This window comes from Paenibacillus tundrae (assembly GCF_030812775.1).
Lineage (GTDB): Bacteria > Bacillota > Bacilli > Paenibacillales > Paenibacillaceae > Paenibacillus > Paenibacillus tundrae_A.
The window spans coordinates 632,166-658,974 of sequence record NZ_JAUSTI010000001.1 but is presented as its reverse complement, the minus strand read 5'-3'; the positions used below and the strand labels follow the sequence as shown (position 1 = coordinate 658,974).

Below are 26,809 nucleotides of genomic sequence, written 5' to 3'. Positions count from 1 at the left end.
TCCCTAACCTGCTACAACGCCATTTCAAGCAAGGTATTCCTGCCAAGGTTCTTCTTACAGATATCACCTACTTGACCTATGGAAAAGGAAAGCGTGCATATCTATCTACGATTAAGGACAGCTCCACCAATGAAATTTTGGCTTATCATGTATCGGACCGAATCACCATGGATTTGGCGACGAATACGCTAATTCATTTGCAGAAAAATCGTAGATTCAAGAAAGCGAAAGGCGCGTTTATTCATTCGGATCAAGGTACCCATTATACTCATCTCGATTTTCAAAAGAAAGTGAAACGTATGGGCCTTGGACAATCCATGTCTAGACGAGGAAACTGCTGGGATAATGCTCCGCAGGAGTCGTTCTTTGGTCATTTTAAGGATGAAGTTTCGCTGAAGAACTGCACGACGTTAGATGAGGTTAAGCGAGAAATTAAAGCCTATATGACCTACTACAACCACTACAGATACCAGTGGAACTTAAAAAGGATGACCCCTGTAGAATACAGAGATCACCTTCTTCAAGCCATGTAGGTCTTTTTTAGAAATGTCCTTTACATAGGGTACAGTTTACTTAAGACGGAAGTCTTTTTTAGTTAAATCCTTATTCGTTCTAAAGGTTACTTCGCTGACAATAGGCTGTCAGAGATAAACTTCAGTTGACCCTCCAGCGTTACCGGATCATTGTATGTATCGGAGGTAGGATCAAGTTGGAACACATGATTCGCTTTAACTGCAGGAAGGCTCTTCCATAGGCTGTGCTCATAGACTTTCGAAGCATCATTTGTATCACCAGACCATGAGCTAGTGAAGATAATATCTCCCGCATAATCAGGTAAAACCTCCATGGAAATGGAAGCCCATCCTGTTCCACTGTCGATTGCCTCTGCCTGAGCCTTGGTTGGTGCCTTGAGTCCAAACTCACCATAGATGATTTCACCACCACGGCCGTAATTATGTCCGAAGACATACAAGCCTTTTTCATAAGGATTCAGGATGGAAACCGTACGATCGCCTACAGCATTTTCCACTTTAGGCTTCAAATCGTTAATCTGCTTTTCCCAATTGGTTAACCAAGCTTGCGCTTCGTCTTCTCTATTAGTCAGCTTGCCTAGTTCAAGCAATAGCTCTCTGAAAGGCCGTTTACCATATTCAATCTGTACTACAGGTGCAATGAGTGATAATTGATCGATTCCCTCTGTCCCCGTGTATGCAATGAATAAATCAGGTTTCAGACTAACCAGTTGCTCTGGTGTAGGCACTTCACCCAAATCCGTAACTCCTGCTGCTGTCAGTTGATCCTTGATATACTTATTATTCATGGCGCCGGTTAAAGCCCCAACAATTGGAGCATCCAGGGCAACAAAATAACCAGTTGTAAATGCGGTTAAATCAACAATTCGTTTCGGATCTTTAGGCACCTGAACTTCTCCTGCATCGGATTGAAATGTGACTAATTCTGCTTCTGTAGATGGAGAGCCAGCTGACGCTGTATCCTGAACTGTCTTCGTTTCTGACTCTGCTGTTACGTTAGTACCCTCATCTGTTGAAGCATTAGTGGCTACAGATTGTCCGCAGGCACTTAGTATGAGCAGGATCGCAAGTGCCATCATGAGCCATATAGAAGTTTTCCCTTTACGCAAAATAAACCCACCTCTTATTTGATATTGATAATCATTATCAAATAATATCACGCTATGAAACAACTTACAAGCATATTTCATATGTCTTACAGTAACGAGGAATCCCCATGACTTCAACAGCGAAAGCATATTGAGCGAGGTCATGGTTCGGGCGTAAACAGCCCATTACAACCCATTACGTATATGTATGAATAATTTTATTTTCAACTTCTTACGAAATTGAAACTTGCAAGTCAGTAAGCTAAACAACTATCATCAATAGAGTAGTATATCCTTATAAGAGAAAAAGAGATGATCATTGGCAGCCCCAATGATACGTATTCAAGGAGGACAAGATGGAAGACATTATATTGTGGTTAAAGTATTTGATATTAGGGATCGTACAAGGTGCGACAGAGCCGATTCCGGTTTCCTCTAGTGGACATCTGATCATTGCCCAACGACTTATGGGGTTGAAGCAGAACGGATTGTCCTTTGAGATTCTGACCAACACGGCTTCTCTACTCGCGATTGTTTTTATTTTCCGAGAAGATATTAAAAAACTAATTATCGGTGCATTAGGATATCTGCGAACGCGAAAACAAGAATATAAAGCAGACTTTATGTTTTGCTTGTACATAGTCATCGGTACAGTTCCTGCTGCTGTCGTTGCAGTTCTGTTCAAAGACCAGATCGAAGAAATTTTCTCGTCCGTATACACCGTTGCCATCGCGCTATTAATTACTGGGGTTGCCCTCTGGCTGATTCGAAATCTTCGTGGACGTAAGCAGGACGGCGATCTCTCTACTAAGGATGCGCTGTTGGTCGGTCTTGCTCAGGCTGTTGCACTCATTCCCGGCATTAGCCGTTCGGGTGCTACGGTCATTGCCTCCATTGCAGTTGGTATGAAACAGGAAACTGCTCTGAAATTCTCCTTTATGCTCTATATTCCTATAAGCATCGGCGGACTCATCCTGGGTGTATCAGACATCGCCAACGATCCAAACCGGGGTCAACTCGCCATTCCTTATCTGATTGCATTCATCACTACACTATTCGTCACTTACTTCTCAATGAGATGGTTTATGGGAATTATGGCGAAAGGTAACCTCAAATATTTCTCGTATTACTGTTTTGCAGCCGGGACATTATTGCTTATCTTTTTATAAAAATAAAGACAAAAAAGGAACAACTGGCACATCGCCAAATTGTTCCTTTTTTCGTTTCATACACGAGATACGTTGAAATTCTTAATCTTATTCCCAATCTTCTAATTCATTCATTATTTTCAGTTGCAACTTCCCATTGTCGGGTTATATTCTCCGTCTGATTCCAGTCTTTGTATTAGGTTCCGAGTAACCGTGGCATATATTCATCATAAGCATCTGAGATTAATTGCTCATGCAGAGGGCTGCTTGTTATAATCGCTTTTCTTTTGGCTTTCAGAATAATTTGTTCTACATCGGCGAAGCTGCAGCCTTCTAAACGCTGACACATATAATGCTTCACATCAGCCTGGTGTTCGAACTGTCCCACCAGCTTGTTAATATAGAGTTGCCTGCTCTGAACGTCTGGCATAGCGTAATTCATTTTGGTATCAAACCTGCGCCAGATCGCATGATCCAATTGTGTTTCGAGGTTCGTTGCAGCAATACATATACTGTCTCCTTCGAACTCATCTAAGCATTGCAACAACGTATTCACAACTCTAGCCATTTCTTTTACCTCATCGTTACTTTCTCTTGTGCGCGCAATCGCATCGAACTCATCCAAGAAGAGCACGCAAGGATTCACTCTCGCATATTCGAACAATTTACGCACATTGGTACTCGTTTCCCCGAGATGACTATGAATGATCGCATCCAGACGTACAAGCACTAACGGCAAGTTCAGACGATCTGCTACATACGATGCGGTTAACGTTTTACCTGTGCCTGGCGGCCCAAACATGACTAATTTATTCGGAATGGGAACCTCGTGTTCTGCAAAACGATCCTTCATCCCAAGAATCGTTAGAAACTCTTCAATGATGCGTTCGTTCTCCGCCGAAAATACAATATGTTTGGCTTTACGTGCACATTCCTTGGGTGAATAGAATGCAGCCATATCAATCCCTTTTGCTCGTGGGATACGATTGATGTGATTGGTTTTACTCATTACGCTAACTCTCCTTCAACGCTAATCAAGCGGTATCTATTAAAATTGTTGATGATCTATAAATAAGTATAATCCGTTGCTTGTTTTTTATTCGTAATAATTACTATTAAAAGATATCACACAAACTCCTTTTTGCCAATACTGAAGAGATTTTGGGATAAAAAGCACTCAAGTAGTCTTGTCCTGTTGCAAGCCGAGACATTATTTGCTATTCTAATTGTGCATCGTTGTGTGTAACGCAAAAAAGCCCTCTTAAGTTAGAGAGCAATAAATCAGATTAGCAAGCGGCAACTTGCAGAATCTGGATATGTCTTATACCAACGAATGTAATCCCACTACAAAGCGAGGTTATTAATCATGGCAAAAGACGTATTGTGCGAAGTAAATTCTTGTGTTCACTGGGCTCAAGAGAACAAATGTAATGCAAGCTCTATTTATATCGTAAGCCACAGCTCCAAAAAAGCAGTTGAGTCTGCGGAAACAGACTGCAAAACTTTTGAAGTAAAATAAGTTACTTCATTGTTGAAGTTAAAGGAGCCCTAGCCGGTTCCTTTTTCTTTTTGTATTGTAACAAGAATGATAATTATTATCAAGCCCTTCTTACAAAAAAACGTTATTCCCTTATCGCTCTCGAATGCACACTGGACATTCCTCACACGTAAACTACCAGAGCAGTGCGTATGCCCATGAACGATTAGATCCAAGAGGTGAATAACGATGCCCGCTAAAAATGGCAAACAGTATGTTGAACGTATCAATGCCCAAACAGTACCTGTATGGTACAAAGGAAACCTAGTGATCGGAAACCGTTCAGACCATCTTGCTTTTGCTGGTTTAATGGATACTCAGGCCAAAATGTATGATATGCAGCACGACCCGTTGCTTGCGGCTAAGATGACCTATGCCTCCCCAGTAGATGGCAAGCCAGTAGGCCTTTCCTTTCTTCCACCCAAAAGCGTGGATGATCTAGAGAAACGCCGTATCTCCATGAATCTATGGTCTAACATGCATCATGGCTTCTTAGGTCGCTCTCCTGATTACATGAATACTGCAATTATGTCCTTTTATACCGCTGCAGACCTACTGAATGACTTATCACCACAATATGCTGAGAATTTAAAAAACTACTACGCTTATTGCCGCGACAATGATATTACACTCTCTCATGCATTCATTCAGCCCCATGCCAGCAAAATATCCGGACAAATGGACGCAACCGAAGATGCCATTGCGGCTAAGATCGTAGATCGAACACCTGATGGCTTGATCATTAATGGTGCATTCATGATGGCGACCCAGGGTGCCACTTGTGATGAGATTTTCGTATATCCTTCCCCTTCTCCTGCACCATTCGATGATGAGAATCCCTTTGCCTTCGCCTTTGCCGTCCCTAATGATCTGCCAGGCATCAGTATGATCTGCCGAGATACGTATGCTGCAGATTCACGTTACAATTATCCGCTTAGCTCCAGATATGAAGAGATGGATAACATCGTTATTTTTGACCATGTATTGGTGCCTCATGAACGAGTCTTCTTCGCCGGAGATGAAGAAATGTCCTCACGTTTATTCAGCGGAAGTCATTTCCACATCTACGCAGGACATCAGGTATTGTGTCGCTATATTGCCAAGACCGAATTTATTTTGGGAACGATACAGTTACTTACGGAGACACTGGATCAGGTCTCTGAAACACATGTCATTGAAAAAACCGCTCGTATATTAGCAGGACTTGAAACGTTAAAAGCATTAGCGATTGCGGCAGAAACCAATGCCATACCCTACGGCAGAGGATTCTTACTACCTGCTCCTAAACCTCTGATGGCAGCGAACATCTTGTATCCGAAACTCTATCCTGACATGATAGATACAATGCAGTTGTTAGCCTCCAGCGGCATGATTATGATCCCGCAACAAGAGGAGTTCCAATCCGATGTAGCTGCTCATCTTAATACGTATCTTAGAGGCACCGACTCATCATCTATAGAACGCACCGCACTGTTTCGTCTGATCTGGGAGCTGGGCTCAGGATCTTTCGGTGGAAGACAGACTCAGTTTGAACGGTTCTTCTTTGGCAACTCAATAACTGTATCCAATAGACTGTACAACACCTATTCGAAGGATCAAACTTACCGTGAACTCGTTCGCAACTTCCTCGCAGGCACAGAATGACGACATCTGTAAAGTGAACATCGTTTAAACGAGATGATCGTACACCGTCATAAGCTCAGAAGCGGGTCTGCCATAGTCAACATGCCTGAACGCTGGCTGGTCTCCATACCCGATATGAAACACACCCAGCACTTTCTCTTCAGGGGTTAGACCCATCAGATTCATAAACACTGGATGATGTTGATAATCGTTCATCTTCCACACAGCATGCAAACCTTTTTCTGCTGCCAGTAATGAGAATCGTCTACTCCATGCCTTCGCTGGTAACGATTGATCCTCTCTGGCAGCAGATGGGGCTACGACGACTAGATGTGCTGGGATCGCCTCAGTGTACTGATACGTAGCCCAATCCCCATAACGATCAGCCAAGTGAGGAGGATAGCTCTGTCTAACTGCCTCCAAGTATAACTGGCGTCCTTCCCCGGCGAACAACATAAAGCGCCACGGCTCTGAACTCATTACATATAATGACGGGTCTGCTTCATCCAACAATTGTCCAATGACCGCTTGGGGTACAGGGATTGGACTAAATTCACAGCTTCCAGCTTGACTTCTCACATTACCCATCTCATGTTTCGTATGGCTAGACATGGTATCAATCCTCCTTCATCTCACTTTAGCTTCTCTTTCTCTACATTAACCAAGTTTTCTTCGTCTCTATTTCACTTCTACGTCGATCGGTTTCTTCCTGGATGCGAGCTTTGTCACGTGCACTGAATTGATCTGATTCTACGTTTTCAGTTTGCGGTACACTGTCTCGAATCAAATGAATATAATCCATAGAGCGAGCAAGGGACTGGCGCCCAGGCATAAAACGGACTTTACGCCCTTCCAACAAACAATACACTTCAATCATGCCAGGCAGTTTGCCAAAGGCCTCATAACAAAACACACTTGCCATGTGCTGAAAAGCTTCAACAACATTGGGGTCATATATCACCATATATTTCTGGATTAACAGCGAGTCCCAGCCCTCAGGCTGCCATGCGGCGTGAAAGATCATCGACAATTCCATAGATAAAGAAGGTATCTCTGTTTTCCACTGTTCGAACAAAATTGAAGGATGCTGCAGGTCTTCATTGGTACGAATGATACGAGATAACTCATCAATGACTTTATTTTTCACTTCCCAGTAATGGAGCACTGAGTCAAATCCCGTTGTTTTCTTAGGCCACCACTTCTCCAGCATGTACTGTACAGGCACTTCCTTACGCACATTCGGTTCCATACTGTAAAAGGCATTCACTGCGTGACTGACCGCATACTGGACTCGATGTCTCCATAGGAGTTGGGATGCCTGCGTGATCTCAGGTTCTGGGCGAATGAACCGGTGTGGGCTACGCAGCATCTCCTCTAATTTGTAATCTTCAAGCAGTTGCGTTGAGGTTCCTGACAACCCCAATGGAACGCCTGCTTGAACATGTTGTTTTAACATCTTCTCTAGGACACCTGTAATCCGGCAGCAATGAATTTTTTGCCAAAGTCACGGCAAGTATCCTTCTCCTGCTCCAGCGGACTATATTCAATTTTAAGCATTTCTGGATATACTTCCGCCCCACGCTCCTGCAACTTCTCTGCTGCTAAATCAACCGCTCCGCAGTACTGCTCATAGGAAGTATCACCACTGCCAAATACTGCGGCTCTTTTGCCGGTCAGATCTAATTCATCCAGCTCTTCATAGAAATCAAGAAACTCATCGGGTAGCTCTCCGTCTCCCCAGGTATATACTCCAATTAGAAATCCATCATAATCCAGCACATCCGCTGCATTACAATCCGTTACAGACTTGAGGTCAGCCTCATGACCACTCTGCTTGATTCCTTCCACAATCAATTCAGCAATCTCTTCTGTATTCCCTGTCATACTTGCATAAGCCACTAACAATTTAGCCATCTATTATTCCCTCACTTTATTTAATCATGGATATTAATTCTCGAATGAAGTAACGTTTGAATTATCAAAATCATATGTGATAATGATTATCATTGTCAAATTAATTTTTCCAATGTAATCAATTTTAGTATACGGAGCTAACTCAAAAACAACACTAAAAGGCATATCGGTATGAAACTATACATCGTAGTGTGGAGCAACCTTCCTCACAAGCTTGTTTTCTTATAGGTCTTGCGCCCCCCTAACTGGCGTATATGTCTATTTTTGTTGTACAATAGTATCCAAATGACTTTTGAAGGATGGATAAATGAATATGTACGTAGCTAATCAATGGAAGGATTATGAAGTAATTGATACAGGAGGCGGCGAGAAGCTGGAACGTTGGGGCGATGTCATTTTACGCAGACCCGATCCACAGATTATCTGGCCACTTAAACAAGAAACGAATGAATGGCGTCAGGTGCATGGTCATTACCATCGTAGTTCTTCTGGTGGCGGCAGCTGGGATATGAAAAAGCCGATTCCAGAACGCTGGACAATCGGTTATGAGAATCTTAAGTTTCATATTAAACCAACTAGCTTTAAGCATACCGGTCTGTTTCCTGAACAAGCCGCTAATTGGAGCTGGATGATGGATAAAATTAAGAACGCAGGTCGCCCGATCTCTGTATTAAACCTGTTTGCTTACACAGGCGGTGCAACAGTTGCTGCTGCTTATGCTGGCGCTTCTGTTGTGCACGTAGATGCAGCTAAAGGTATGGTACAATGGGCGAAGGAAAATGTACAGTTATCTGGGCTAGCAGACCGTCCTGTTCGCTTCATTACAGATGATGTATTCAAATTCGTACAACGGGAAGAACGTCGTGGTAACCGTTACGATGCGATTATTATGGATCCTCCTTCCTATGGTCGAGGACCCAATGGAGAGACTTGGAAGCTGGAACAGAACTTGTACCCGTTCCTTAAGTCCTGCATGAACATTTTGTCGGATAATCCGTTATTCTTGCTTATTAACTCATACACAACTGGTATCTCTCCAACGGTGTTGCGTAACATGCTTACGATGACGATGTCCGCACAATATGGAGGCAATATCACCGCAGGTGAAATTGGCTTGCCGATTACACGTAGTGGTCTTGACCTGCCTTGCGGCATCTTGGGCCGCTGGGAGTCCTAGTCATGTCTGATCATTCACACCGTACAGTAGATATACCTATTTTGTTTGAGGACAATCACTTGCTTGGCATTGTTAAACCCGTGAACGTCCCAACACAGGAGGATTCCTCTGGAGATCCGGATCTGCTCACACTGCTTAAACAGGATCTAAAGGAACGCTACAATAAACCGGGTAATGTGTATCTCGGTCTCGTTCATCGACTTGATCGGCCTGTCGGTGGAGCGATGATCTTTGCCAAAACATCCAAAGCGGCTTCTCGTTTGTCTGAGACTGTCCGGGGACGAGATTTCCGTAAAATATATACCGCTGTTGTGTATGGCAAGCCACCAGCTCAGCGTGGTACGCTCAAGCATACTTTGCTGAAGGATGCCCGCACAAATACGGTTACCGTTGTGCCCCCAGGTACACCTGGCGGTAAAGATGCCGTATTAGACTACCAAGTGCTCGGTCAGAATGACCGGTACAGTCTTGTGCGTGTTGAACTGCATACCGGCAGATCCCATCAGATTCGGGTACAGATGCAAGCCATCCATTGCCCTCTGTTCGGAGATCAGAAGTACGGCGCAGGAGTGAATAAACCAGGACAGCAGATCGCCCTCTGGTCTACTATTGCAGGATTTCCCCATCCAGTGACCAAAGAAGAGATTACGCTAAAATCACTTCCTCCGCGTGAATTTCCTTGGGCTGAATGGCCAGTTCAAGTGTATGAGCAGGCTTTTCAGAATTAGTACAATAACCGTGTATCCCGCTTAGACATGGGTACACGGTTTTATTCTTATGTGAAAGGAAACTTCATTCTTATGACACCATTCACACAAAATGTCGTCTCCATCATATCTTCTATTCCCGAAGGCAAAGTCATGACCTATGGACAAATTGCGGCTCATGCAGGAAGCCCACGAGCTGCAAGACAGGTTGTACGTATTCTACATTCCATGAGCCGGAAGGAACGTCTCCCTTGGCACCGAGTCGTGAACGCCAAAGGTGAAATTGCCATTCAAGATGAACATTCACGGCTGATTCAAGAAACCGAGCTGATCGATGAAGGTGTTGAATTCAAGCTCGATGGAACCATTGATCTTGAGCTATTTGGTTACCAGCCTGAGCCTGAATAACAAAACAGAGCCTGGACAGATTAATCTGTCCAGGCTCTGTTTTTTGTACAATTTAATTTTACGTGAACCATGGTGCATTACGCTGTTGCGTTAACTTCGGACGATTCTTGAGGCGTCGGTTCGACAGCCGGTTTCGTTTTGCGAATAAAGAACGCCATCAGCATAGCCACAATCGTCATACCAGTCGCTACCGTGAAGGCATAGTTAACACCATAGATCGTAGCGTCTGCGGTCGCACGCAGCATGGCTGCTTGGTCATCTGGGTTAATCTGCCCTTGAGCAAGTGTATCTGCCAAGTGAGATTTCAGCTTACTACTCATAATAGTGACAAGGATTGCCGTACCGATTGCACCTGCCACAGTACGCAATGTGTTAGACATCGCCGTACCATGTGCGTTGAGACGCTGAGGGAGCTGGTTGAGACCAGCAGTCTGAATTGGCATCATCAGCATGGACATCCCGAACATACGAGCTGTGTAGATAAACATCATATAGCCATATGTTGTATCAATCGCTAAACGGCTAAGTCCCCAGGTTGTAACAGCAGTAATCGCGAGACCCGCGACGGACAACCAACGCGCTCCTACTTTATCGAAGATACGACCAGTAATCGGGGACATAATACCCATCAGGATTGCACCTGGCATCATCAGGAGCCCTGATTCAATTGGTGAGAATCCACGAATATTTTGCAAGAAAATAGGTAAAAGGATCATACCTGCAAACATAGCCATCGTTACAAGCATATTAATAATCGTTGTTAGAGTGTACATGTTGTATTTGAAAATACGGAACTCTAGAAGCGGATGGTCTGTTGTCAATTGACGAATAACGAACAGAACCAGGGAAAGTGCACCTACAATCAGGCAACTAATAACAATCGCACTGCCCCATCCATCTGTACCTGCGTCACTGAAACCATACAACAAGCTACCAAATCCAAGTGTGGATAGGATGACGCCTGGGTAATCCAATTTCGGTTTAGATTGACGTGTTACATTTTTGACAAATGCAATACCGATCCCTGTTGCAATAATAGAAAATGGCAGAATGATGTAAAACAACAATCTCCAGGAATAGTGCTCTACCACGTAACCTGACAATGTAGGCCCGATCGCTGGAGCCAAAATCATCGCAATCCCCATTGTACCCATGGCTTGACCACGTTTCTCAATCGGGAAGATTGTCAGGAAAACAACAGTCATCAGCGGCATTAGGATACCTGCACCTGCTGCTTGAATAACACGACCGACCATGAGAATGGCGAAGGTAGGACTAATCCCACAGACCAGTGTTCCTAATGTAAAAAGCATCATAGCGGTGATAAAAATCTGACGTGTAGAAAATTTGGCAATGAGATATGCCGTAACGGGAATCAGTACACCATTGACGAGCATATATCCAGTTGTAAGCCATTGGGCCTTATTCGCGTTAATCGCGAGGTCTTCCATAATCTTAGGAAGAGCTACGTTCATCAGGGTTTGATTCAAGAAGGCTACAAAAGCACCGATTAACAGAGCGGCAACGATTGGCCCTTTCTTGATGTTGTCCATCGAGGTAGATGGCGCTGTAGCGGTTGTACTCATTGGTTGTTCATCTCTCTTCCTTCTAACTTTTCAATCATTTGAGTATGAATTCTTAGCAGATGGTCAAGATCTTCTTTCGGAATATTGAGAATTGGCGACACTCTTTCCATCCATAGACGATGTGTCTCCTGCTGCGCCTTCTCCCCTTTATCCGTAATCTGCAACATCACGGATCGGCGGTCAGCATGCGAACGAGTACGGATGATGTATTCACCTTTCACGAGACGCTCTATAACCGCACTCATAGAGCTGCTTCCCATGTGGCAAAGTTCTGCCACTTCGTTGACTCCGATTGAAGGTCGCTCTCTCAGAATGGACAGCACCATAAACTGAATAGAGGTCAATTCGATCTGCTTGTTTTCATTCCAGAATGCTCGGAAGAGCATTTGATTAACCTGTCGGAACGAATTAATAATATAGAATACTTCATACGTATCAGTCATTGTTTCACCCGTTTACTTTTGGAATATAATATTTCGCACACGAAATATCAGGGGAACAATTACTTATTATAACAAAAATATTTACATAGTCAACTCTTTACATATGATTTTTAAAATAATATTAGAACATATTATATTTGATATATAAAATATATAAGCAAGCCCGGAAAGAGCTAATCAGTTTGATTGTAGCTTTTCCCTGAACGATGAGATTATGCAGCTATAGTCTTGAAGTGTAAGCTTGTTCTTGTCATCATAATCGCCAAAAACCTCCATTCCACGTGAGGTGGAATAGAGGTTTGATAATTTTGAGGAATAAGATTGTGTTTAAGTTACGATTATACACTTTTAGATAAACAGATTATGGTTCGCCTGATCTGCTTGCCCGAGATAATAACCAACGCCACCAATGACAGCCTGATCCATTAATTCCTCATGCTGAATGCCCATCAGATCCATCGACATCTGACAAGCAACGATCTCTACCCCTTGTGCGATAGCAGACTCCATAAGTTGCTCCAGCGAAGCGACATTATTTTTTTTCATCAGCCCCCGTATCATCTTTGAACCTGCACCAAACATATTCATCTTGGAGAGTCCCAGCTTGAGGCTGTTGCTTGGCAGCATCTTATCAAACATACGGGCCATACCTGTTTTAGCAGGTGCTTGCAACATCTCGTGCTTGCGAATGATATTTAAGCCCCAGAAGGTGAAAAACATCGTTACTTTCCGTCCACTTGCTGCTGCCCCATTGGCAATAATGAATGAGGCAATAGCCTTATCGAGTTCACCGCTGAATACCACCATCGTACTGGCTTTATCAAATTGCTGTGAGTGGCTTGTAACAGGTGAATTATTCTTGGCTAAAACTGCCTCAATCACCCCGCCCTTGTCCCGCTCCAGCTTAAGGACATCAGACCCGGACATTGTAGCCCATGCCTTCACATCCTCATAAAATCCTGGATCGGAAGCTTTCACTCGGAGTGTTTGCCCGTCTGCTAGCTGATCCATTTTTTGTTTCACCTCGATTAACGGCCCAGGGCAACTCAAACCACATACATTCAGTTCATTATCGATGCGAAGTTCATCTAATGAATTTACAGATGATCCTTGCTTTGTTTCGTCATCCATCGGAATTCTCTCTTGCGTTTCCTGTGCTTTATTCATTTCATTACCATTAGTTCCATTATTGTTGTTACTTCCGTGATCCCCGTCGACGCCCCCACTTAAGACGGTTGCAGGTTTGAATTGTACCTGACGATAGGTTTTGTACCCTCCGCTCAAGTTTTTCACCCGATAGCCATGCTGGCGTAGAATTTGTGTGGCGGTATAACCACGAAGGCCTACCTGACAATAAACCCAAATTTCTTTGGAAGTATCCAGCTCATCCAGCCGTTGACGTAGCTCATCCACCGGAATAGATAAGGAACCTGGAATGTTCCCGTTACGGTATTCGAGATCACTACGGACGTCTAGTAATACAGACTTAGTAGGATTACGCTCTGCTAGCTGATCATACGTGAATGAGTCTACTCGACCTTCAATTATATTCTCAGCAGCATATCCGACCATGTTCACGGGGTCTTTCGCAGATGAATATGGCGGTGCATAGCTCAATTCAAGCTCCGTCAGATCTCGCACATTACCTCCGAAGTGAATCGCCACCGCAATATCATCTATTCGTTTGTCCACCCCCTCATAACCTACAGCTTGTGCACCTAGAATTTTACCATCTGGAGTAAAGAGCAATTTTAATGTGACAGCACTGGAGCCTGGATAATAGGACGCATGGGACGCGGGATGTACAATCACACTGCGATAATCCTTCTGCATTCGTTTGAGCGTTTTCTCATTACTTCCGGTAGATGCACCCGTTATCCCAAAAACTTTGATGATCGATGTTCCTTGAGTGCCTTTATACGTTGTTGGGAGACCAGCAATCTGATCTGCAACAATGCGTCCCTGTTTGTTCGCAGGACCCGCAAGGGGGATTGTTGCCTGCGTACCATGAATGTAATCCTTCACTTCAATGGCATCACCCACCGCATAGATATGCGGAGTGCTGCTCTCCATCTTTTCATTCACTAGGATGTGCCCACGCGAACCGAGAGCCACGCCACTATCCTGTAAAAATGAAGTGTCTGGTGTAACGCCGATCGCCAGAACAACCAGATCAGCAGATAATATAGTGCCATCGGACAATTCCACGCCGATACCTTGATCCAGCGTACGGAAGCCTTGAACTCGTTGCGAAAATATGAGATTTACTCCATGCTGCTCCATCTCTTGCGCCATCGTAGCAGCAAGTTCTGGATCAAACGGTGTTAACAGTTGATCATTGCCTTCAATCAAAGTTACATTGAGTCCAGCTTCCTTCAAATTCTCAGCCATCTCTACACCTATAAATCCTCCACCAATAACAATTGAACTTTGGTTGTTATGAGAAGTTAATTGTTCTTTGATTCGATCAATATCCGGAATGTTCCGCACAGTATAGATCAACGGGTTCTCTTTACCCGGCAGATCAGGCACAAGCGGACGGGCACCAGGAGACAAAATTAATTCATCATAACTTTCCTCGTATAGACCACGTTCAGCACTGTCTACTTGCACAGTGCGTTTACTTGAATCAACAGCTATAACCTCACTTTTTGTACGAACATCGATGTTGAATCGTTCCTCCATACCTTTCGGAGTCTGTACGAGTAGTCGTGCGCGTTCTTCAATTGCACCTCCAATGTAATAAGGCAAGCCGCAGTTAGCAAATGAAATATAAGACCCTTTTTCAAACATAATGATCTCGGCATGTTCGTCCAGACGACGGAGGCGTGCGGCAGCAGATGCACCCCCTGCGACACCTCCCACAATTAACACTTTTTTACGTTTATTCATCTTCGCATTCATCCTTTTCAAATAAAATCCTAATTAACTGCTCCACACGTGAATCAGCAAGTACGTAATTCACTTCAAGACCATTTCGCTCGGTAGCAACGATTCCTGCACTGCGAAGCTTTTGCAAATGCTGTGACACCGTCGATTGCGGAAGATCCAAACACTCCTGCATATATGAAACGTTGCATTTCTTTTTGCGCATCAAACCACGAACAATACATAAACGCACCGGGTGAGAAAGTGCCTTAAGAAACTCAGCTGGTTCGTCAAACTGTTTTAATTCATTCCGATCAAAAGCAGGCAACTCCAAAATAACCCCTCCTAAAACGTTATATTGTAATATTACGATATAACGTTTTAGTTGTCAATTTATTTTCTATAGAACCATATCAAATGAATTCATAGTCCTTCTGTTCTAACATTTCATAATCAATTCAATACAAAAAAGCATATTCCCGGCTTATAAAAACCAGGAGTATGCTCATGGATACATTAATTCTGCTGGCAAGTTATCGAATATATACATACCTTAGTATCACTATTTAGTTACATTGCCTTAGTTTAACCTGAACTCGTTAAGGCCGGCTCTTGCACATTGGTTTTGGGTGTTGTCATTTTCCCGAGCAAGTATATCAATAATTGTTGATTGTGCATTGAAATGTTACTAAGCACCGAATTCATGAAGTCATTGCGAATAGCAATGCCTCGCTCTGTTTCCTTCCGTCCTTTATCCGATAGAGAGACCCAGACGATCCGTCTGTCCTGATTATCTCGATCTCTACGTATTAGCCCATTCTTCTCCATGCGATCCAGTAGCATCGTCACTGCCGCAGGCGTTGTTGCCAAAAAAGGAATCAAATCCGATGGCTTCATTCTCTGGTGATCCTCAAGAACCTCCAGTACAGCCAACTGAGCTTCAGTTAGGGAGGGGGCTAATTCTTGATCCATATGCAGTTTATAGTCTTTCGTTAACCTTGACCAGCACTTCGCAAAATCGGAATTATACATGTTACATCGCTCCTCTCTGCATCCGGTTATCACTTCACCTGCTTAAGTTTTCGCCCTTAAAAGCCGCATTCCTGCTGGGTTTTTTCAATTTCCTAGCGATCGACCGTAATCGACGAAGGTTGTTAAACTTCGCATGAAAGCTCTCTTGTAATCCGCCTCATAGCAACAAAAAAAGACTCCTCACATGACAGGATTATCTGCACTGTGAAGAGTCCATTTTAAAATAGAATTAGAAAATTATGATGTTGCCCCAGATGTGTCTTCAGAAAAGTCCGCGAGCAAATCCATAATTTCATCTTGCTTATCTACATGTACAAGTAGCTTACCGATGTGTTTACGCTCTGTGATCGGTACACCTTCCGAAGAAATCGCATGAGTATGTCCTTCCTTCGTCATGACATTGAAACTTCGTTTTTCACGACAGTAGAAGGCTGCTGCAATCCGGCTACCGTTCGGCTTAACCCGCTTGCCTTCCTTAAACTCAAATGTTGCAAGACCTTTGCCTCCGCGGCTCTGTAATGCATAATCGAGCAATAATGAACGTTTGCCATAGCCTAGATCAGACAACACAGCAATTTCCCCTTCATCACCCTCTACCCATAAAGCAGCAACCACTTCGTCTGTATCTTTTAGCTGAATGCCGCGTACACCACCGGATACCCGTCCCATTGGATTCACTTCATCCTCACGGAAACGAATCGCCATCGCTTCTTTGGTAATCAGCATAATTTCTTTGTCACCCGTGCTTAAATGAACCGATAAGACCTCATCATCCTTACCTACTTTGCACGCAGCCACAGCCCCCGAACGTTTCGTTACATACTCTTTCAATTCGGTACGTTTCACTTGGCCTTTACGACTTACAAACACCAGGCTATGATTAGGTTCCTCAAAGGACTTCACTACAAGTACCGTGGATATCCGATCATCTTTGGCAAGTGGAATGACGTTGACAATAGCTGTCCCTGGATCTTTCCATTTGAACTCTGGCACCTGATGAACAGGCAGAAGGAAGTATTGCCCTTTCTTTGTGAATACCAGTAGGTTTTCAAGTGTATTTACTTCAAGGACTTGTGATATATAGTCCCCTTCTTTTACACCGCTACCGTTACGTTCCCCACCCGATCTTGAAAAGGACTGCATGCCTGTGCGTTTAATGTATCCTTCTTTGGATAAAGTCACAAATACATCTTCCGCATTAACCAGCACTTCCAAATTAACTTTAAGCTCTTCGACTTCGCCTTGGATTGCAGAGCGACGATCAATACCGTATTTCTCTCGAATCTCCAACAATTCCTTACGAATTACTCCGATTAGCTTGCGGTCACTTTCCAGAATAGCGCGTAGCTGTGCAATCTTCTTCATCAGATCGCCAAGTTCTTTCTCGAGCGAAGTGATTTCCAGATTAGTCAGACGGTATAATTGCAAGGTGAGTATTGAATCCGCTTGGCGCTCGGAAAATCCAAACATCCACATTAGATTATTCTGAGCATCCTGACGATTTTTCGATGCTTTAATCGCTGCGATCACTTCATCCAAAATATTCAGTGCTTTAACAAGCCCCTCTAGCACATGTGCACGGTCTTCCGCTTTCTCCAGCTCATACTGGGTACGAAACGTCACAACTTCACGCTGGTGGGCAATATAAGCCTCCAGAATCGCTTTTAAGCCCAACTGTTGCGGCGCTTTATTAACAATCGCCACCATATTGAAATTATAGGTGACCTGTAAATCGGTTTTTTTGAGCAAATATGCCAGAATACCCTGTGCATCCGCTTCTTTTTTCAACTCGATTACAATCCGTAGGCCTTCACGCCCACTCTCGTCACGTACCTCAGCAATGCCTTCGACCTTTTTCTCCAGACGGATGTTCTCCATCGCTGTGACTAAGCGAGACTTCACGACTTGATAAGGAATCTCCGTAATGACAATTTGCTGTCTGCCACCACGCATGTTCTCGATATCCGTTTTGGAGCGAATATAGATACGTCCTTTACCCGTGCGGTACGCATCCAAAATGCCGTCACCGCCCATGATCAATCCACCTGTTGGAAAGTCCGGGCCCTTCATGAACATCATAATTTCTTCTAGCTCAATCGAAGGTTTCTCCATCACAGCAATACTTGCGTCAATGACCTCCCGCAGATTATGCGTTGGGATCTCGGTTGCAAAGCCAGAAGAAATCCCGCTTACACCATTAACCAACAAGTTCGGATAACGTGAGGGCAATACAACGGGTTCTTTAGCTGTGTTATCAAAGTTATCCTTGAACAAGACGGTACGTTTCTCAATATCACGTAACATCTCCATCGCAATCGGTGACAAACGTGCTTCTGTATAACGCATCGCTGCAGCCGGATCATCATCCTGCGAGCCCCAGTTACCATGACCGTCCACCAGCATATGGCCCATTTTCCATGGCTGTGCCATCCGCACCATACCATCATAGATGGAGGAGTCACCATGAGGGTGGTAATTACCCATAACGTCCCCAACGGTTTTGGCAGACTTACGATACGGCTTCTCAGGCGTATTGCCCGAGTCATACATGGCATACAAAATACGCCGCTGCACGGGTTTTAACCCATCACGCACATCGGGAATTGCCCGATCCTGAATAATGTATTTGGAGTAGCGACCGAAACGGTCACCTACGACCTCTTCGAGAAAGGCCGGCATAAATTGTTCTGATAGACTCATTCCAAGCACCTTCTATTCTTCGTACTCTGTAAAGTCAACGTTCTCTACAATCCAGCGTTTACGTGGGTCTACTTTGTCACCCATAAGTGTGGATACCCGTCGCTCTGCTTTTGCCGCATCCACAATCTCGACTTTGAGCAATGCACGCGACTCCGGATTCATTGTTGTTTCCCACAATTGATCAGGGTTCATCTCGCCCAATCCTTTGTAACGCTGAAGTTCGACGTTTTTACCTAATTCTTTCATGTAATTAGCCAACTGTTCATCCGTCCAAGCATAACGAACGGTTGACATTTTGCCTGATTTGCTAGTGATTTTGTATAGCGGCGGCTGAGCAATGTACACTTTGCCCTCATCGATCAAAGGTTTCATGTAGCGATAAAAGAACGTAAGCAACAATACCTGAATATGCGCACCGTCTGTATCGGCATCTGTCATAATAATGATTTTGGAATAATTGCTGTCTTCAACCGCGAATTCGGTACCAATACCTGCTCCAATGGCAGCAGTAATTGCACGATACTCTTCATTTTTCAGTATGTCAGCAAGCTTGGCCTTCTCCGGGTTTAGCGGCTTCCCTTTGAGTGGAAGAATGGCTTGAATTTTGGAATCCCGCCCTTGTTTCGCTGAACCGCCCGCCGAATCTCCCTCAACAATGAACAGCTCATTCCGAGAAAAGTCCTTCGACTGTGCAGGAGTTAACTTCCCGTTCAGATTGGAGCTTTCGCTACGTTTTTTGCCTGAACGCATCTCGTCACGTGCTTTACGCGCTGCCTCTCTTGCACGAGAAGCCTGAACTGCTTTGCGAATCAGTGTCTGTGCAACCTGTGGGTTCTCTTCTAAGAACCGTTGCATGTTCTCTGCCACGACAGAATCCACTACACTTCGAGCAGATGCACTTCCGAGTTGGTCTTTCGTTTGACCGACGAACTCAACCTCAGACATTTTGACACTTATAACAGACATCATACCTTCACGAAGGTCGTTACCTTCTAGGTTTTTGTCCTTTTCCTTAATCATGTTCGTCCGTCTTGCATATTCATTCATCACACGGGTGTAGGCCGTCTTGAATCCGGTCTCATGTGTTCCCCCACCTCTGGTAGGTATGGAGTTAACAAATGACGCCAGCGTTTCGGTATACCCTGCGTTGTACTGAATCGCCACTTCAACTTCGATATCATCCTTCTCCGCAACAAAATGAATGACATCATGTAGCACATCTTTATTTTCGTTCAGATATGCGACAAATTGACTTGCTCCACCTTCATACATGTACTCATCTTGATTTCCTGAGCGCTCGTCTTTGAGCACAATCCGCAGACCGGAGTTCAAGAAAGCAATCTCTTGCAAACGCTCCGCGAGTGTATCGTAATTTAACTGAATACCATTTTGAAAGACACGAATATCCGGCTTGAACGTAACCTTCGTTCCGGTACGATTAGTGTTGCCCAGCACTTCAAGACCTGTAATAGGCTCTCCGACATGCTCCACACCTTTTTTATCTTGCCAATATTCGAATCGTTGACGATGAATCTTACCATCGCGGAAAATTTCAACTTCTAGCCACTCAGACAAAGCGTTCGTTACCGAAGCACCAACGCCGTGAAGTCCGCCAGATTTCTTGTATCCTGATCCACCGAATTTTCCGCCTGCGTGCAAAATCGTAAACACGACCTGGGGAGTAGGAATCCCTGTTTTATGTATACCTGTCGGAATTCCCCTTCCGTTATCCTGAACCGTAATGGAACCGTCCTTATGCAGGGTGATATCGATTTTGGAGCAGAATTTGGCGAGATGCTCGTCGACAGCATTGTCAACAATCTCCCATACCAAATGATGCAGACCCGAAGAACTGGTGCTGCCGATGTACATCCCGGGCCGTTTCCGAACCGCTACCAGTCCTTCAAGTACTTGAATGTCGTCCGCGTCGTAGCCTGAAGACCCTTGTCCTCCGCCTGTCGAACCTGCCGACATATCGATTTGCTCGACCATTCATGCTCCCCCTTCTTCACTACCAACTAAAAAAATTGCTAAAATGCAAACAGATGTTTTCTTATCCTTGTCCATTTTAATTCAAGATATCCCGTTTCGTAAAGACAAGGAATGACACAATCAGTGAAGCAACACCCCAAACACTAAGCACAATAAGGGAAAATGACAAATTCATTCCTTCAATTGGTGGTAATCCGCCTGACAAATAATTAGGAAGTTCAAGGTTTACCATGAAGAGGTATTTGGCTGTTTCCCATGAAGCCGCCATGTTCGTAAGGATCGTTCCTGCAATCAGAGCAGCCATCATAATGACAATACTTGCAGCCGTGCTTCGCACAAGAACCGATACCATAAAGGCCAGCATGGCTACGATCACACTAACAAACCAGATTAACCCTGCCTGCATAAGCATATACTGCCATTGATCTACAGCATGCACAGTCGACATATCCACTTCTGTCCCCACAATCTTGAAGCCTGTGAAGACCGGCATCGTAAATCCTTTATATCCAAAAACAGCGCCAGATATGGTATAGCAGATCACATAAGCCGATACGACGATAATTGAGACAAACATGATCAGCGTGATCAGTTTGCTCAGAAGCACTTTCCATCGCCTAACCGGACGAGTTAAGAGCATTTTAATGGTTCCCGTTGTACGTTCTCCTGACACAAGATCCGAAGCAATCGCCATGATTAAGAGAGGAATAAATAAACCAACTGCATTATTCATGAACTCTCTCGTAAAGGTAACCCCACCCGGTTCTTTCGGATTGATGTCATTTTCCAGATAATATTGCATCTGCTGGATATATACTGTTCTATACTTCTTAAATTCCTCAGGAACCCGATCACTGCCAAGCGAGTTCTGATTATCGGTAATCGCCTGTTGCAACTCAAGTCGCCAATCGCCGTTAAACTTGTCTTGATTATTTTGCGAAGATTTCATCTGTGCATACGTAAACATCGGCACCAAAACGGCCAGAACGATAAAAATAATATAAAGGCGTTTTTTCTTCACCATTTTAATCGTTTCGTTGCGAATTAACGGCATAATATTACTCAATGGATTCACCTTCTGTCATTTTTAAGAATAGTTGTTCCAGTGTTGGCTGGATACGCTGCACACCTTCCACTTGAATCCCAGCTTGAACCATTTGCTGCACAAGATCAGGGATCTGCTCTTCAGGCATTTCGGCAACAACAGCGTTAGAACCAAGCCCTGCAACAAGAGTATCATCCATCACATCGCCAGGCCGATCGACCAACGTAATCCCTGCACTTAGCAGCATTTGTTTGCCTTGTTCCAGGGGTGTAAGATGCCATATCGCTAACTTCGAATGGTCTTCAATCAATTCATGAACGCCCCCGACCGTAAGTACACGTCCAGCACTAATTATGGCTACTCGGTCACAGAGAAGCTGTATTTCACTTAACAAGTGACTGCTGACAAAGACAGCCATCCCTTCACTAGCAAGCTGCTTGATAAAAATACGTAATTCCTTGATCCCCTTAGGGTCAAGTCCATTTGTCGGTTCATCCAAAATGAGCAGTCGCGGACGTCCAAGCAGTGCTTGAGCAATTCCGAGGCGCTGACGCATCCCTAGAGAATACGTTCTAACTTTGTCGTGAATACGTTGATCGAGACGAACAATATCAACAACTTCCTGAATACGCTCATAATCCACACCAGGTTGCATACGAGCAAAATGCTCCAGGTTCTCCCACCCGGTCAAATATGTATATACCTCCGGATTCTCAACGATGGAGCCAACGTACTTCAGTGCTCTCTCTGGATCTCGGTTCACATCATAACCACAGACTTTAATTTTGCCTTCGGTTGGTTTGATCAGATCCACAAGCATACGAATTGTCGTTGTTTTGCCGGCTCCATTGGGTCCCAGAAATCCAAAAATCTCACCTGGTTTAACGTCAAACGTAACATCCTTAATAATCCACTTACGTCCAATCTTTTTCTTCAGATGTTGTACGGATAATACGGAATCGTATTGCTGCTCTGCCATTTATTTCGCGCTCCCCTCTGCCGGTGTCTCTGCTTGATATTCCTGTGCAATCCGAACTGCAATTTGTTCATAGCCTTGTCCATTGGGGTGGAAATGATCGGATGATAAATAATCGCCCAGATGATTCTCAAATAGATCAAATGTAGGAACGAGCGTCATGTTGTCTTCATTATCCAGAATAGCGGAAGCAGCATCGTTCCATGCCGAAACAACGGCATTACCAGGCTCCTCCAGTTCCTTCACATCACCAAACGGATTATAGAGACCAAGGTATGCAATCTGAGCTGTAGGATTAATTTCTTTTACTTTCTTCAATATTTCTTGAAGACGTTTAGACGTTTCCGGTAAAGCAGCTGATAACGACTCTGCTGTTGGTGGATTTTCCCCTTGCAGAACTTGTCCTCCCTGAAATAGGTCATTCGCCCCAATTGAAATGAGAATAAAATTGGACTGCTTCAGCACATAACGTACGCCTTGCTCATCGAGTTTCGTCAATAACGCATCTGTTCTCAGTCCATTAACACCAAGGTTATTCAGAACCTGTACATCGTAGCCCTTATCTTTCAGGATGTTTCCTGCCCGTCGTACAAAGCCTAGACCCTGATCATCCCCCGTACCTCTAGCTAGAGAATCACCAATAACAGCCATACGAATCTTGCCATCCTCTACGACAGCGGGTTTATCCTGTTTATCACTTAATGCAGGCGTTTTATCACCTGAATTCAGCGATGTGTCTCCTTCCGGATAAATAACGTCTTTTATCGCGTACCCAAATCCAAATATCAGCAACAAGGTGGCTAATATTGATAATGTACCTACAATTCTCCAGATCCATGGTGCTGAATCCAGAACTTTTTTCTGTTTTTTCATCCCTCACATCTCCACTCATCACACCGCTACGGTGTTTATAATTTATAAATGACTTTACACTAAAGATGATGTTTTCATAATTAACATAAATGTTCTGTGGTTAATTTGCAAACTTTGTCATGGTAACTGTAAAATGCATTTTCATTATGTCATTTTACGGCAAAAAGGTTATACCATCCACAGATGTTTATCTGTGCTGGCATAACCTTTTTGGAAACTTTATTTTAGCATATCTCGATCTTCAATACACTTATAGTGATATCTTATTTACCAACGAACTCTTGTGCCCAGTATCCGTTGTAATAGCCAACACCGATCTGAGTGAAGTTTTTGTTCAGAATGTTTGCGCGGTGACCCTCACTGTTCATCCATGCTGTAACAACTTCCTGCGGTGTTTTTTGACCTTGAGCAATATTCTCACCAGCGTAGCTGTAAGTTACGCCAAACTGTTTCATCATGTCAAATGGAGAACCGTACGTTGGTGATTGGTGAGCAAAGTAGTTATTGTCACTCATATCTTTCGCTTTTGCCACAGCGACTTTGTCCAGAAGTGCATCAGAAGTCAGTGCGTTTAGACCTGCTTTGGCACGTTCAGCATTCACCAATTTGACAACTTGAGAAGCAAAGTCAGACTTAGTGCTGTCGGTGTTCGTGTTGTTTGTATTACCTGTATTGCCTGTGTTTCCTGTATTCGAAGGATCTTTAGCTGGCGTAGTCGCAGGCTTGTCTTCTTTAACTGGTTGTGCTGGTTGTGCTGGTTTAGCAGGGGTAGTAGGTGTAGTTGGCTCAGCTACAGGCTGTTTAACCACTTGACCATTCGTTACAGTGAATCCATTGTCTTTCAACCATTTCTCCAAGAAAGACTGCAGGCTACCTGCATCTGTAATTTTGTATGTTTGCTTATATGTGGATGGGTTAACAGCAGATGCGGAGGCAGGGAGCATAACCCCTACAGCCAATACAGCTGTCAAACTTCCAACGACAACAGTTTTGATCAAATTCTTCTTCAAATCATTCATCTCCTCAAAAATTAAATTATGACAACTTTGTAATCAATACTCTAGCAGTATATCAATTAAGAGGAATGTTGTGAACCTTTAAAATATGGAAAAGTAACTTTTTTGTCATTTTTATTACTGTTTCAAAGATGAATCTACGGTTTAAATTGCTATGCTGACGGCAAAAAACGATATGATCACTATGTATATAAAATAAATCATTACTGATTTGAATAAGTTGAACTAGTATATAATTGTATTATTCGCGCACATAAGCATCTAAAAAAAAGAAATGGCATCCAGACCGAATAAACTTGTCCGAATGCCATGATTTTGTCTTGTTTCGCAACAGACGAATTCCAGTAGGATTCCTCTGAAGGACAAGACCATTCTTTCTATAGAAGGACTTTACTGAAACGATATCCTTTTTTATGGAAGCCAATGTGCTCGTAGAATGAATACGTTGGTGAAGTTGCTTCGCGATTACCTCCGGTAACAAACAGCTGTTTGCCGCCTTGCTGTTTGCCCCAAGCCTCTGCACGAGCCATCAAGCGACGACCAATTCCGCCTCCACGATGTTCTTCTCCCACAATCAAAGAAGTAATCTGTGCTGCTGGTTCTGGATAGGCATGACTTTGCACACATTGCAAGCCGATCACACCAATAATTTGTTCATCCACTTCGGCAACAAGCATGCAAGCATTCGCATTGTTCTCCAACCCTTCGATACGCTCTTTCATAACATTCGTTGTTGTCGGATAGCTGACCTCTCGCATCAGTCCCGTTACCGCTTCTGCATCTCGCAGTTCACACTCTCGGATCATCAGTACAGGGGCCTGGGCATTATTGGACATGATTTACCTCCACTTTCAGCATATTTGCGGCTTGAACCGCTGTTTTTCGAGCTTCTTCCACATTTAAGTCTGCACTTAACGCTACAGCCATTCGGCGTCCAACCTTGGTCTCGGGCTTACCAAAAATACGAACCTGAGTACGCGGAAGTGCCAATGCTTCTTCGATACCGCCTATAGTAAAGTCAGATGTTTCATCAGTCGCTTTCAGCGTAGCTGAAGCACCCGGTGTGAGCAAATGTACACCCGTTACCGGAAAACCAAGGATAGCACGGACATGTAATGCAAACTCAGAACAATCCTGAGTAATCATTGTAACCATGCCTGTATCATGTGGACGAGGAGATACCTCACTAAACACAACACCATCCGTCGTCAGAAACAATTCAACCCCGAACAGTCCATATCCACCAAGCTCATCGGTAACAGACTTCGCAATATGACAAGCTTGCTCCCATTGCTCTGGCGTCATCGCATGAGGTTGCCAAGATTCGACATAATCCCCATCCTTCTGAATATGACCGATCGGAGGACAAAATACAGTCCCTGATACAGATCTTACAGTTAACAGCGTAATTTCACTCTCAAATTTCACAAAGCTCTCCACGATGACACGTACGGATTTGCCTCTAGCTCCCGAAAGAGCGATGTTCCAGCAATCCTCCACGTCATTCGGCGTACGGCATACACTCTGCCCCTTGCCCGAAGAACTCATCAGTGGTTTGATTACACAAGGTGTACCCAATTCACGAACAGCTTCTTGAAGTTGTTCCAGATTGTCCGCAAATAGATAAGCTGCCGTTGGAAGTTTCAATTGTTCGGCTGCCAGACGACGAATACCTTCGCGATCCATCGTTAAACGAGCAGCACGAGCCGTAGGTACGACACAAAATCCCTCTTCCTCCAGCTCAAGAAGAGCTCCTGTAGCAATAGCTTCGATCTCCGGTACAATAAAATGCGGTTGTTCCTTACGAATCAATTGTTTCAGAGCCTCGGCATCTAACATGTCGATGCAGTAAGACCGGTGAGCAACCTGCATTGCAGGTGCATTATCGTAACGATCAACAGCGATCGTTTCGACTCCCAGTCGCGTGGCCTCAATAACGACCTCTTTTCCCAATTCTCCGCTGCCTAATAGCAGCATTTTTTTGGCTTGAGCCGAAAAAGGAGCACCCCACATGTTCTTTCCAATCCTCCCAAAGAGAAATCTTCTATATCTGTCTCTCTATTTTCGGGGTTTTGGTTAAAGATTGCAAGAGTACTCCCTATTTTTCTTGTGAATTTTACAAGATTTTTTCTGTTTTTTCGAT

General features: G+C 44.0%; 25 protein-coding genes. 7 read left to right on the top strand and 18 right to left on the bottom strand.

Features of this window, described 5'->3' with window-relative positions:
- On the top strand, window positions 1–533 hold a 533-nt coding region (locus J2T19_RS03315), incomplete at its 5' end, for an IS3 family transposase (protein ID WP_307213094.1).
- An 86-nt stretch (window positions 534–619) separates the two neighbouring features.
- Here J2T19_RS03315 and J2T19_RS03310 read toward each other — a convergent pair.
- Window positions 620–1,642 carry an ABC transporter substrate-binding protein gene (locus J2T19_RS03310; protein ID WP_307213093.1) on the bottom strand — a complete coding sequence of 341 codons (1,023 nt, stop codon included), beginning with the start codon at window positions 1,640–1,642 and terminating at the stop codon, window positions 620–622.
- A 335-nt stretch (window positions 1,643–1,977) separates the two neighbouring features.
- Here J2T19_RS03310 and J2T19_RS03305 point away from each other — a divergent pair, with 335 nt between their 5' ends.
- The gene (locus tag J2T19_RS03305; protein WP_307213090.1) at window positions 1,978–2,790 is read left to right on the top strand and encodes an undecaprenyl-diphosphate phosphatase; all 813 of its coding nucleotides are present in this window, start codon (window positions 1,978–1,980) and stop codon (window positions 2,788–2,790) included.
- A gap of 175 nt (window positions 2,791–2,965) precedes the next feature.
- Here the strand turns inward: J2T19_RS03305 and J2T19_RS03300 are convergent, their stop codons facing one another.
- Complete coding sequence (locus J2T19_RS03300; protein ID WP_307213088.1) at window positions 2,966–3,778, bottom strand: AAA family ATPase; 813 nt, start codon at window positions 3,776–3,778, stop codon at window positions 2,966–2,968.
- 357 nt (window positions 3,779–4,135) lie between these two features.
- On the opposite strand from J2T19_RS03300, the gene J2T19_RS03295 reads away from it, so the two are divergent.
- Both J2T19_RS03295 and J2T19_RS03290 read left to right on the top strand, forming a co-directional pair.
- Window positions 4,136–4,288, top strand: a complete 153-nt coding sequence (locus tag J2T19_RS03295; protein WP_082560211.1) for a DUF1540 domain-containing protein — start codon at window positions 4,136–4,138, stop codon at window positions 4,286–4,288.
- A 207-nt stretch (window positions 4,289–4,495) separates the two neighbouring features.
- On the top strand, window positions 4,496–5,950 hold the full coding sequence (locus tag J2T19_RS03290; RefSeq protein ID WP_307213085.1) for a 4-hydroxyphenylacetate 3-hydroxylase family protein: 1,455 nt from the start codon (window positions 4,496–4,498) through the stop codon (window positions 5,948–5,950).
- Between the two features lie 24 nt (window positions 5,951–5,974).
- On the opposite strand, the gene J2T19_RS03285 is transcribed toward J2T19_RS03290, so the two are convergent.
- The 3 genes from J2T19_RS03285 to J2T19_RS03275 are packed head-to-tail and all read right to left on the bottom strand — an operon-like array spanning window position 5,975 to window position 7,843.
- Window positions 5,975–6,541 (bottom strand): nitroreductase family protein, encoded by a 567-nt coding sequence (locus J2T19_RS03285; protein WP_307213083.1) that lies wholly within the window; start codon window positions 6,539–6,541, stop codon window positions 5,975–5,977.
- A 40-nt stretch (window positions 6,542–6,581) separates the two neighbouring features.
- A complete protein-coding gene (locus J2T19_RS03280) occupies window positions 6,582–7,385 on the bottom strand; it encodes a hypothetical protein (RefSeq protein ID WP_307213081.1) in 804 nt (267 codons plus the stop codon).
- A 5-nt stretch (window positions 7,386–7,390) separates the two neighbouring features.
- The gene (locus tag J2T19_RS03275) at window positions 7,391–7,843 is read right to left on the bottom strand and encodes a flavodoxin (RefSeq protein WP_056689646.1); all 453 of its coding nucleotides are present in this window, start codon (window positions 7,841–7,843) and stop codon (window positions 7,391–7,393) included.
- Window positions 7,844–8,156: 313 nt separating this feature from the next.
- Between J2T19_RS03275 and J2T19_RS03270 the strand changes: the two genes are divergently transcribed.
- The 3 genes from J2T19_RS03270 to J2T19_RS03260 all read left to right on the top strand — a co-directional run bounded on the left by J2T19_RS03270 (window position 8,157) and on the right by J2T19_RS03260 (window position 10,135).
- On the top strand, window positions 8,157–9,020 hold the full coding sequence (locus J2T19_RS03270) for a class I SAM-dependent methyltransferase (protein WP_145047516.1): 864 nt from the start codon (window positions 8,157–8,159) through the stop codon (window positions 9,018–9,020).
- A gap of 2 nt (window positions 9,021–9,022) precedes the next feature.
- Window positions 9,023–9,748 carry an RluA family pseudouridine synthase gene (locus J2T19_RS03265; protein ID WP_307213078.1) on the top strand — a complete coding sequence of 242 codons (726 nt, stop codon included), beginning with the start codon at window positions 9,023–9,025 and terminating at the stop codon, window positions 9,746–9,748.
- A 72-nt stretch (window positions 9,749–9,820) separates the two neighbouring features.
- On the top strand, window positions 9,821–10,135 hold the full coding sequence (locus J2T19_RS03260; protein WP_307213076.1) for an MGMT family protein: 315 nt from the start codon (window positions 9,821–9,823) through the stop codon (window positions 10,133–10,135).
- A 77-nt stretch (window positions 10,136–10,212) separates the two neighbouring features.
- On the opposite strand, the gene J2T19_RS03255 is transcribed toward J2T19_RS03260, so the two are convergent.
- The 13 genes from J2T19_RS03255 to purT all read right to left on the bottom strand — a co-directional run bounded on the left by J2T19_RS03255 (window position 10,213) and on the right by purT (window position 26,679).
- A complete protein-coding gene (locus tag J2T19_RS03255; RefSeq protein WP_307213074.1) occupies window positions 10,213–11,721 on the bottom strand; it encodes a DHA2 family efflux MFS transporter permease subunit in 1,509 nt (502 codons plus the stop codon).
- Window positions 11,718–12,164 (bottom strand): MarR family winged helix-turn-helix transcriptional regulator, encoded by a 447-nt coding sequence (locus J2T19_RS03250; protein ID WP_307213072.1) that lies wholly within the window; start codon window positions 12,162–12,164, stop codon window positions 11,718–11,720. The genes J2T19_RS03255 and J2T19_RS03250 overlap by 4 nt, the downstream gene beginning before the upstream one ends.
- 348 nt (window positions 12,165–12,512) lie before the next feature.
- Window positions 12,513–15,056, bottom strand: a complete 2,544-nt coding sequence (locus J2T19_RS03245) for an FAD-dependent oxidoreductase (RefSeq protein WP_307213070.1) — start codon at window positions 15,054–15,056, stop codon at window positions 12,513–12,515.
- Window positions 15,049–15,366 carry an ArsR/SmtB family transcription factor gene (locus J2T19_RS03240; RefSeq protein ID WP_307213068.1) on the bottom strand — a complete coding sequence of 106 codons (318 nt, stop codon included), beginning with the start codon at window positions 15,364–15,366 and terminating at the stop codon, window positions 15,049–15,051. The genes J2T19_RS03245 and J2T19_RS03240 overlap by 8 nt, the downstream gene beginning before the upstream one ends.
- 251 nt (window positions 15,367–15,617) lie before the next feature.
- On the bottom strand, window positions 15,618–16,064 hold the full coding sequence (locus tag J2T19_RS03235) for a MarR family winged helix-turn-helix transcriptional regulator (protein WP_307213066.1): 447 nt from the start codon (window positions 16,062–16,064) through the stop codon (window positions 15,618–15,620).
- Between the two features lie 237 nt (window positions 16,065–16,301).
- Window positions 16,302–18,764: a DNA gyrase subunit A gene (gyrA, locus tag J2T19_RS03230; RefSeq protein ID WP_307213064.1), complete on the bottom strand. Its 2,463-nt coding sequence runs from the start codon at window positions 18,762–18,764 to the stop codon at window positions 16,302–16,304.
- A gap of 12 nt (window positions 18,765–18,776) precedes the next feature.
- Window positions 18,777–20,756 (bottom strand): DNA topoisomerase IV subunit B, encoded by a 1,980-nt coding sequence (gene parE / locus J2T19_RS03225; protein WP_145047408.1) that lies wholly within the window; start codon window positions 20,754–20,756, stop codon window positions 18,777–18,779.
- 76 nt (window positions 20,757–20,832) lie between these two features.
- Window positions 20,833–21,822, bottom strand: coding sequence for an ABC transporter permease (locus J2T19_RS03220; RefSeq protein ID WP_307213062.1), 990 nt, complete (start codon window positions 21,820–21,822; stop codon window positions 20,833–20,835).
- A complete protein-coding gene (locus J2T19_RS03215; protein ID WP_307213060.1) occupies window positions 21,815–22,780 on the bottom strand; it encodes an ABC transporter ATP-binding protein in 966 nt (321 codons plus the stop codon). The genes J2T19_RS03220 and J2T19_RS03215 overlap by 8 nt, the downstream gene beginning before the upstream one ends.
- Window positions 22,781–23,650: a GDSL-type esterase/lipase family protein gene (locus tag J2T19_RS03210; protein WP_307213058.1), complete on the bottom strand. Its 870-nt coding sequence runs from the start codon at window positions 23,648–23,650 to the stop codon at window positions 22,781–22,783.
- 263 nt (window positions 23,651–23,913) lie between these two features.
- A complete protein-coding gene (locus J2T19_RS03205) occupies window positions 23,914–24,660 on the bottom strand; it encodes a CAP domain-containing protein (protein WP_307213056.1) in 747 nt (248 codons plus the stop codon).
- Between the two features lie 383 nt (window positions 24,661–25,043).
- Entirely contained in the window at window positions 25,044–25,502 is a 459-nt protein-coding gene (locus J2T19_RS03200) for a GNAT family N-acetyltransferase (protein WP_307213053.1), read from the bottom strand.
- Window positions 25,492–26,679, bottom strand: coding sequence for a formate-dependent phosphoribosylglycinamide formyltransferase (purT, locus tag J2T19_RS03195; RefSeq protein WP_307213051.1), 1,188 nt, complete (start codon window positions 26,677–26,679; stop codon window positions 25,492–25,494). Before purT ends, J2T19_RS03200 begins: the two co-directional genes overlap by 11 nt.
- Window positions 26,680–26,809: the final 130 nt, after the last annotated feature.

Excerpts from the sequence above, each read along its gene's own strand:
- J2T19_RS03305 (WP_307213090.1), top strand. The coding sequence starts at position 1,978 with ATGGAAGACATTATATTGTGGTTAAAGTATTTGATATTAGGGATCGTA.
- J2T19_RS03300 (WP_307213088.1), bottom strand. The coding sequence starts at position 3,778 with ATGAGTAAAACCAATCACATCAATCGTATCCCACGAGCAAAAGGGATT.
- J2T19_RS03295 (WP_082560211.1), top strand. The coding sequence starts at position 4,136 with ATGGCAAAAGACGTATTGTGCGAAGTAAATTCTTGTGTTCACTGGGCT.
- J2T19_RS03290 (WP_307213085.1), top strand. The coding sequence starts at position 4,496 with ATGCCCGCTAAAAATGGCAAACAGTATGTTGAACGTATCAATGCCCAA.
- J2T19_RS03285 (WP_307213083.1), bottom strand. The coding sequence starts at position 6,541 with ATGTCTAGCCATACGAAACATGAGATGGGTAATGTGAGAAGTCAAGCT.
- J2T19_RS03280 (WP_307213081.1), bottom strand. The coding sequence starts at position 7,385 with ATGTTAAAACAACATGTTCAAGCAGGCGTTCCATTGGGGTTGTCAGGA.
- J2T19_RS03275 (WP_056689646.1), bottom strand. The coding sequence starts at position 7,843 with ATGGCTAAATTGTTAGTGGCTTATGCAAGTATGACAGGGAATACAGAA.
- J2T19_RS03270 (WP_145047516.1), top strand. The coding sequence starts at position 8,157 with ATGTACGTAGCTAATCAATGGAAGGATTATGAAGTAATTGATACAGGA.
- J2T19_RS03265 (WP_307213078.1), top strand. The coding sequence starts at position 9,023 with ATGTCTGATCATTCACACCGTACAGTAGATATACCTATTTTGTTTGAG.
- J2T19_RS03260 (WP_307213076.1), top strand. The coding sequence starts at position 9,821 with ATGACACCATTCACACAAAATGTCGTCTCCATCATATCTTCTATTCCC.
- J2T19_RS03255 (WP_307213074.1), bottom strand. The coding sequence starts at position 11,721 with ATGAGTACAACCGCTACAGCGCCATCTACCTCGATGGACAACATCAAG.
- J2T19_RS03250 (WP_307213072.1), bottom strand. The coding sequence starts at position 12,164 with ATGACTGATACGTATGAAGTATTCTATATTATTAATTCGTTCCGACAG.
- J2T19_RS03245 (WP_307213070.1), bottom strand. The coding sequence starts at position 15,056 with ATGAATAAACGTAAAAAAGTGTTAATTGTGGGAGGTGTCGCAGGGGGT.
- J2T19_RS03235 (WP_307213066.1), bottom strand. The coding sequence starts at position 16,064 with ATGTATAATTCCGATTTTGCGAAGTGCTGGTCAAGGTTAACGAAAGAC.
- gyrA (WP_307213064.1), bottom strand. The coding sequence starts at position 18,764 with ATGAGTCTATCAGAACAATTTATGCCGGCCTTTCTCGAAGAGGTCGTA.
- parE (WP_145047408.1), bottom strand. The coding sequence starts at position 20,756 with ATGGTCGAGCAAATCGATATGTCGGCAGGTTCGACAGGCGGAGGACAA.
- J2T19_RS03215 (WP_307213060.1), bottom strand. The coding sequence starts at position 22,780 with ATGGCAGAGCAGCAATACGATTCCGTATTATCCGTACAACATCTGAAG.
- J2T19_RS03210 (WP_307213058.1), bottom strand. The coding sequence starts at position 23,650 with ATGAAAAAACAGAAAAAAGTTCTGGATTCAGCACCATGGATCTGGAGA.
- J2T19_RS03200 (WP_307213053.1), bottom strand. The coding sequence starts at position 25,502 with ATGTCCAATAATGCCCAGGCCCCTGTACTGATGATCCGAGAGTGTGAA.
- purT (WP_307213051.1), bottom strand. The coding sequence starts at position 26,679 with ATGTGGGGTGCTCCTTTTTCGGCTCAAGCCAAAAAAATGCTGCTATTA.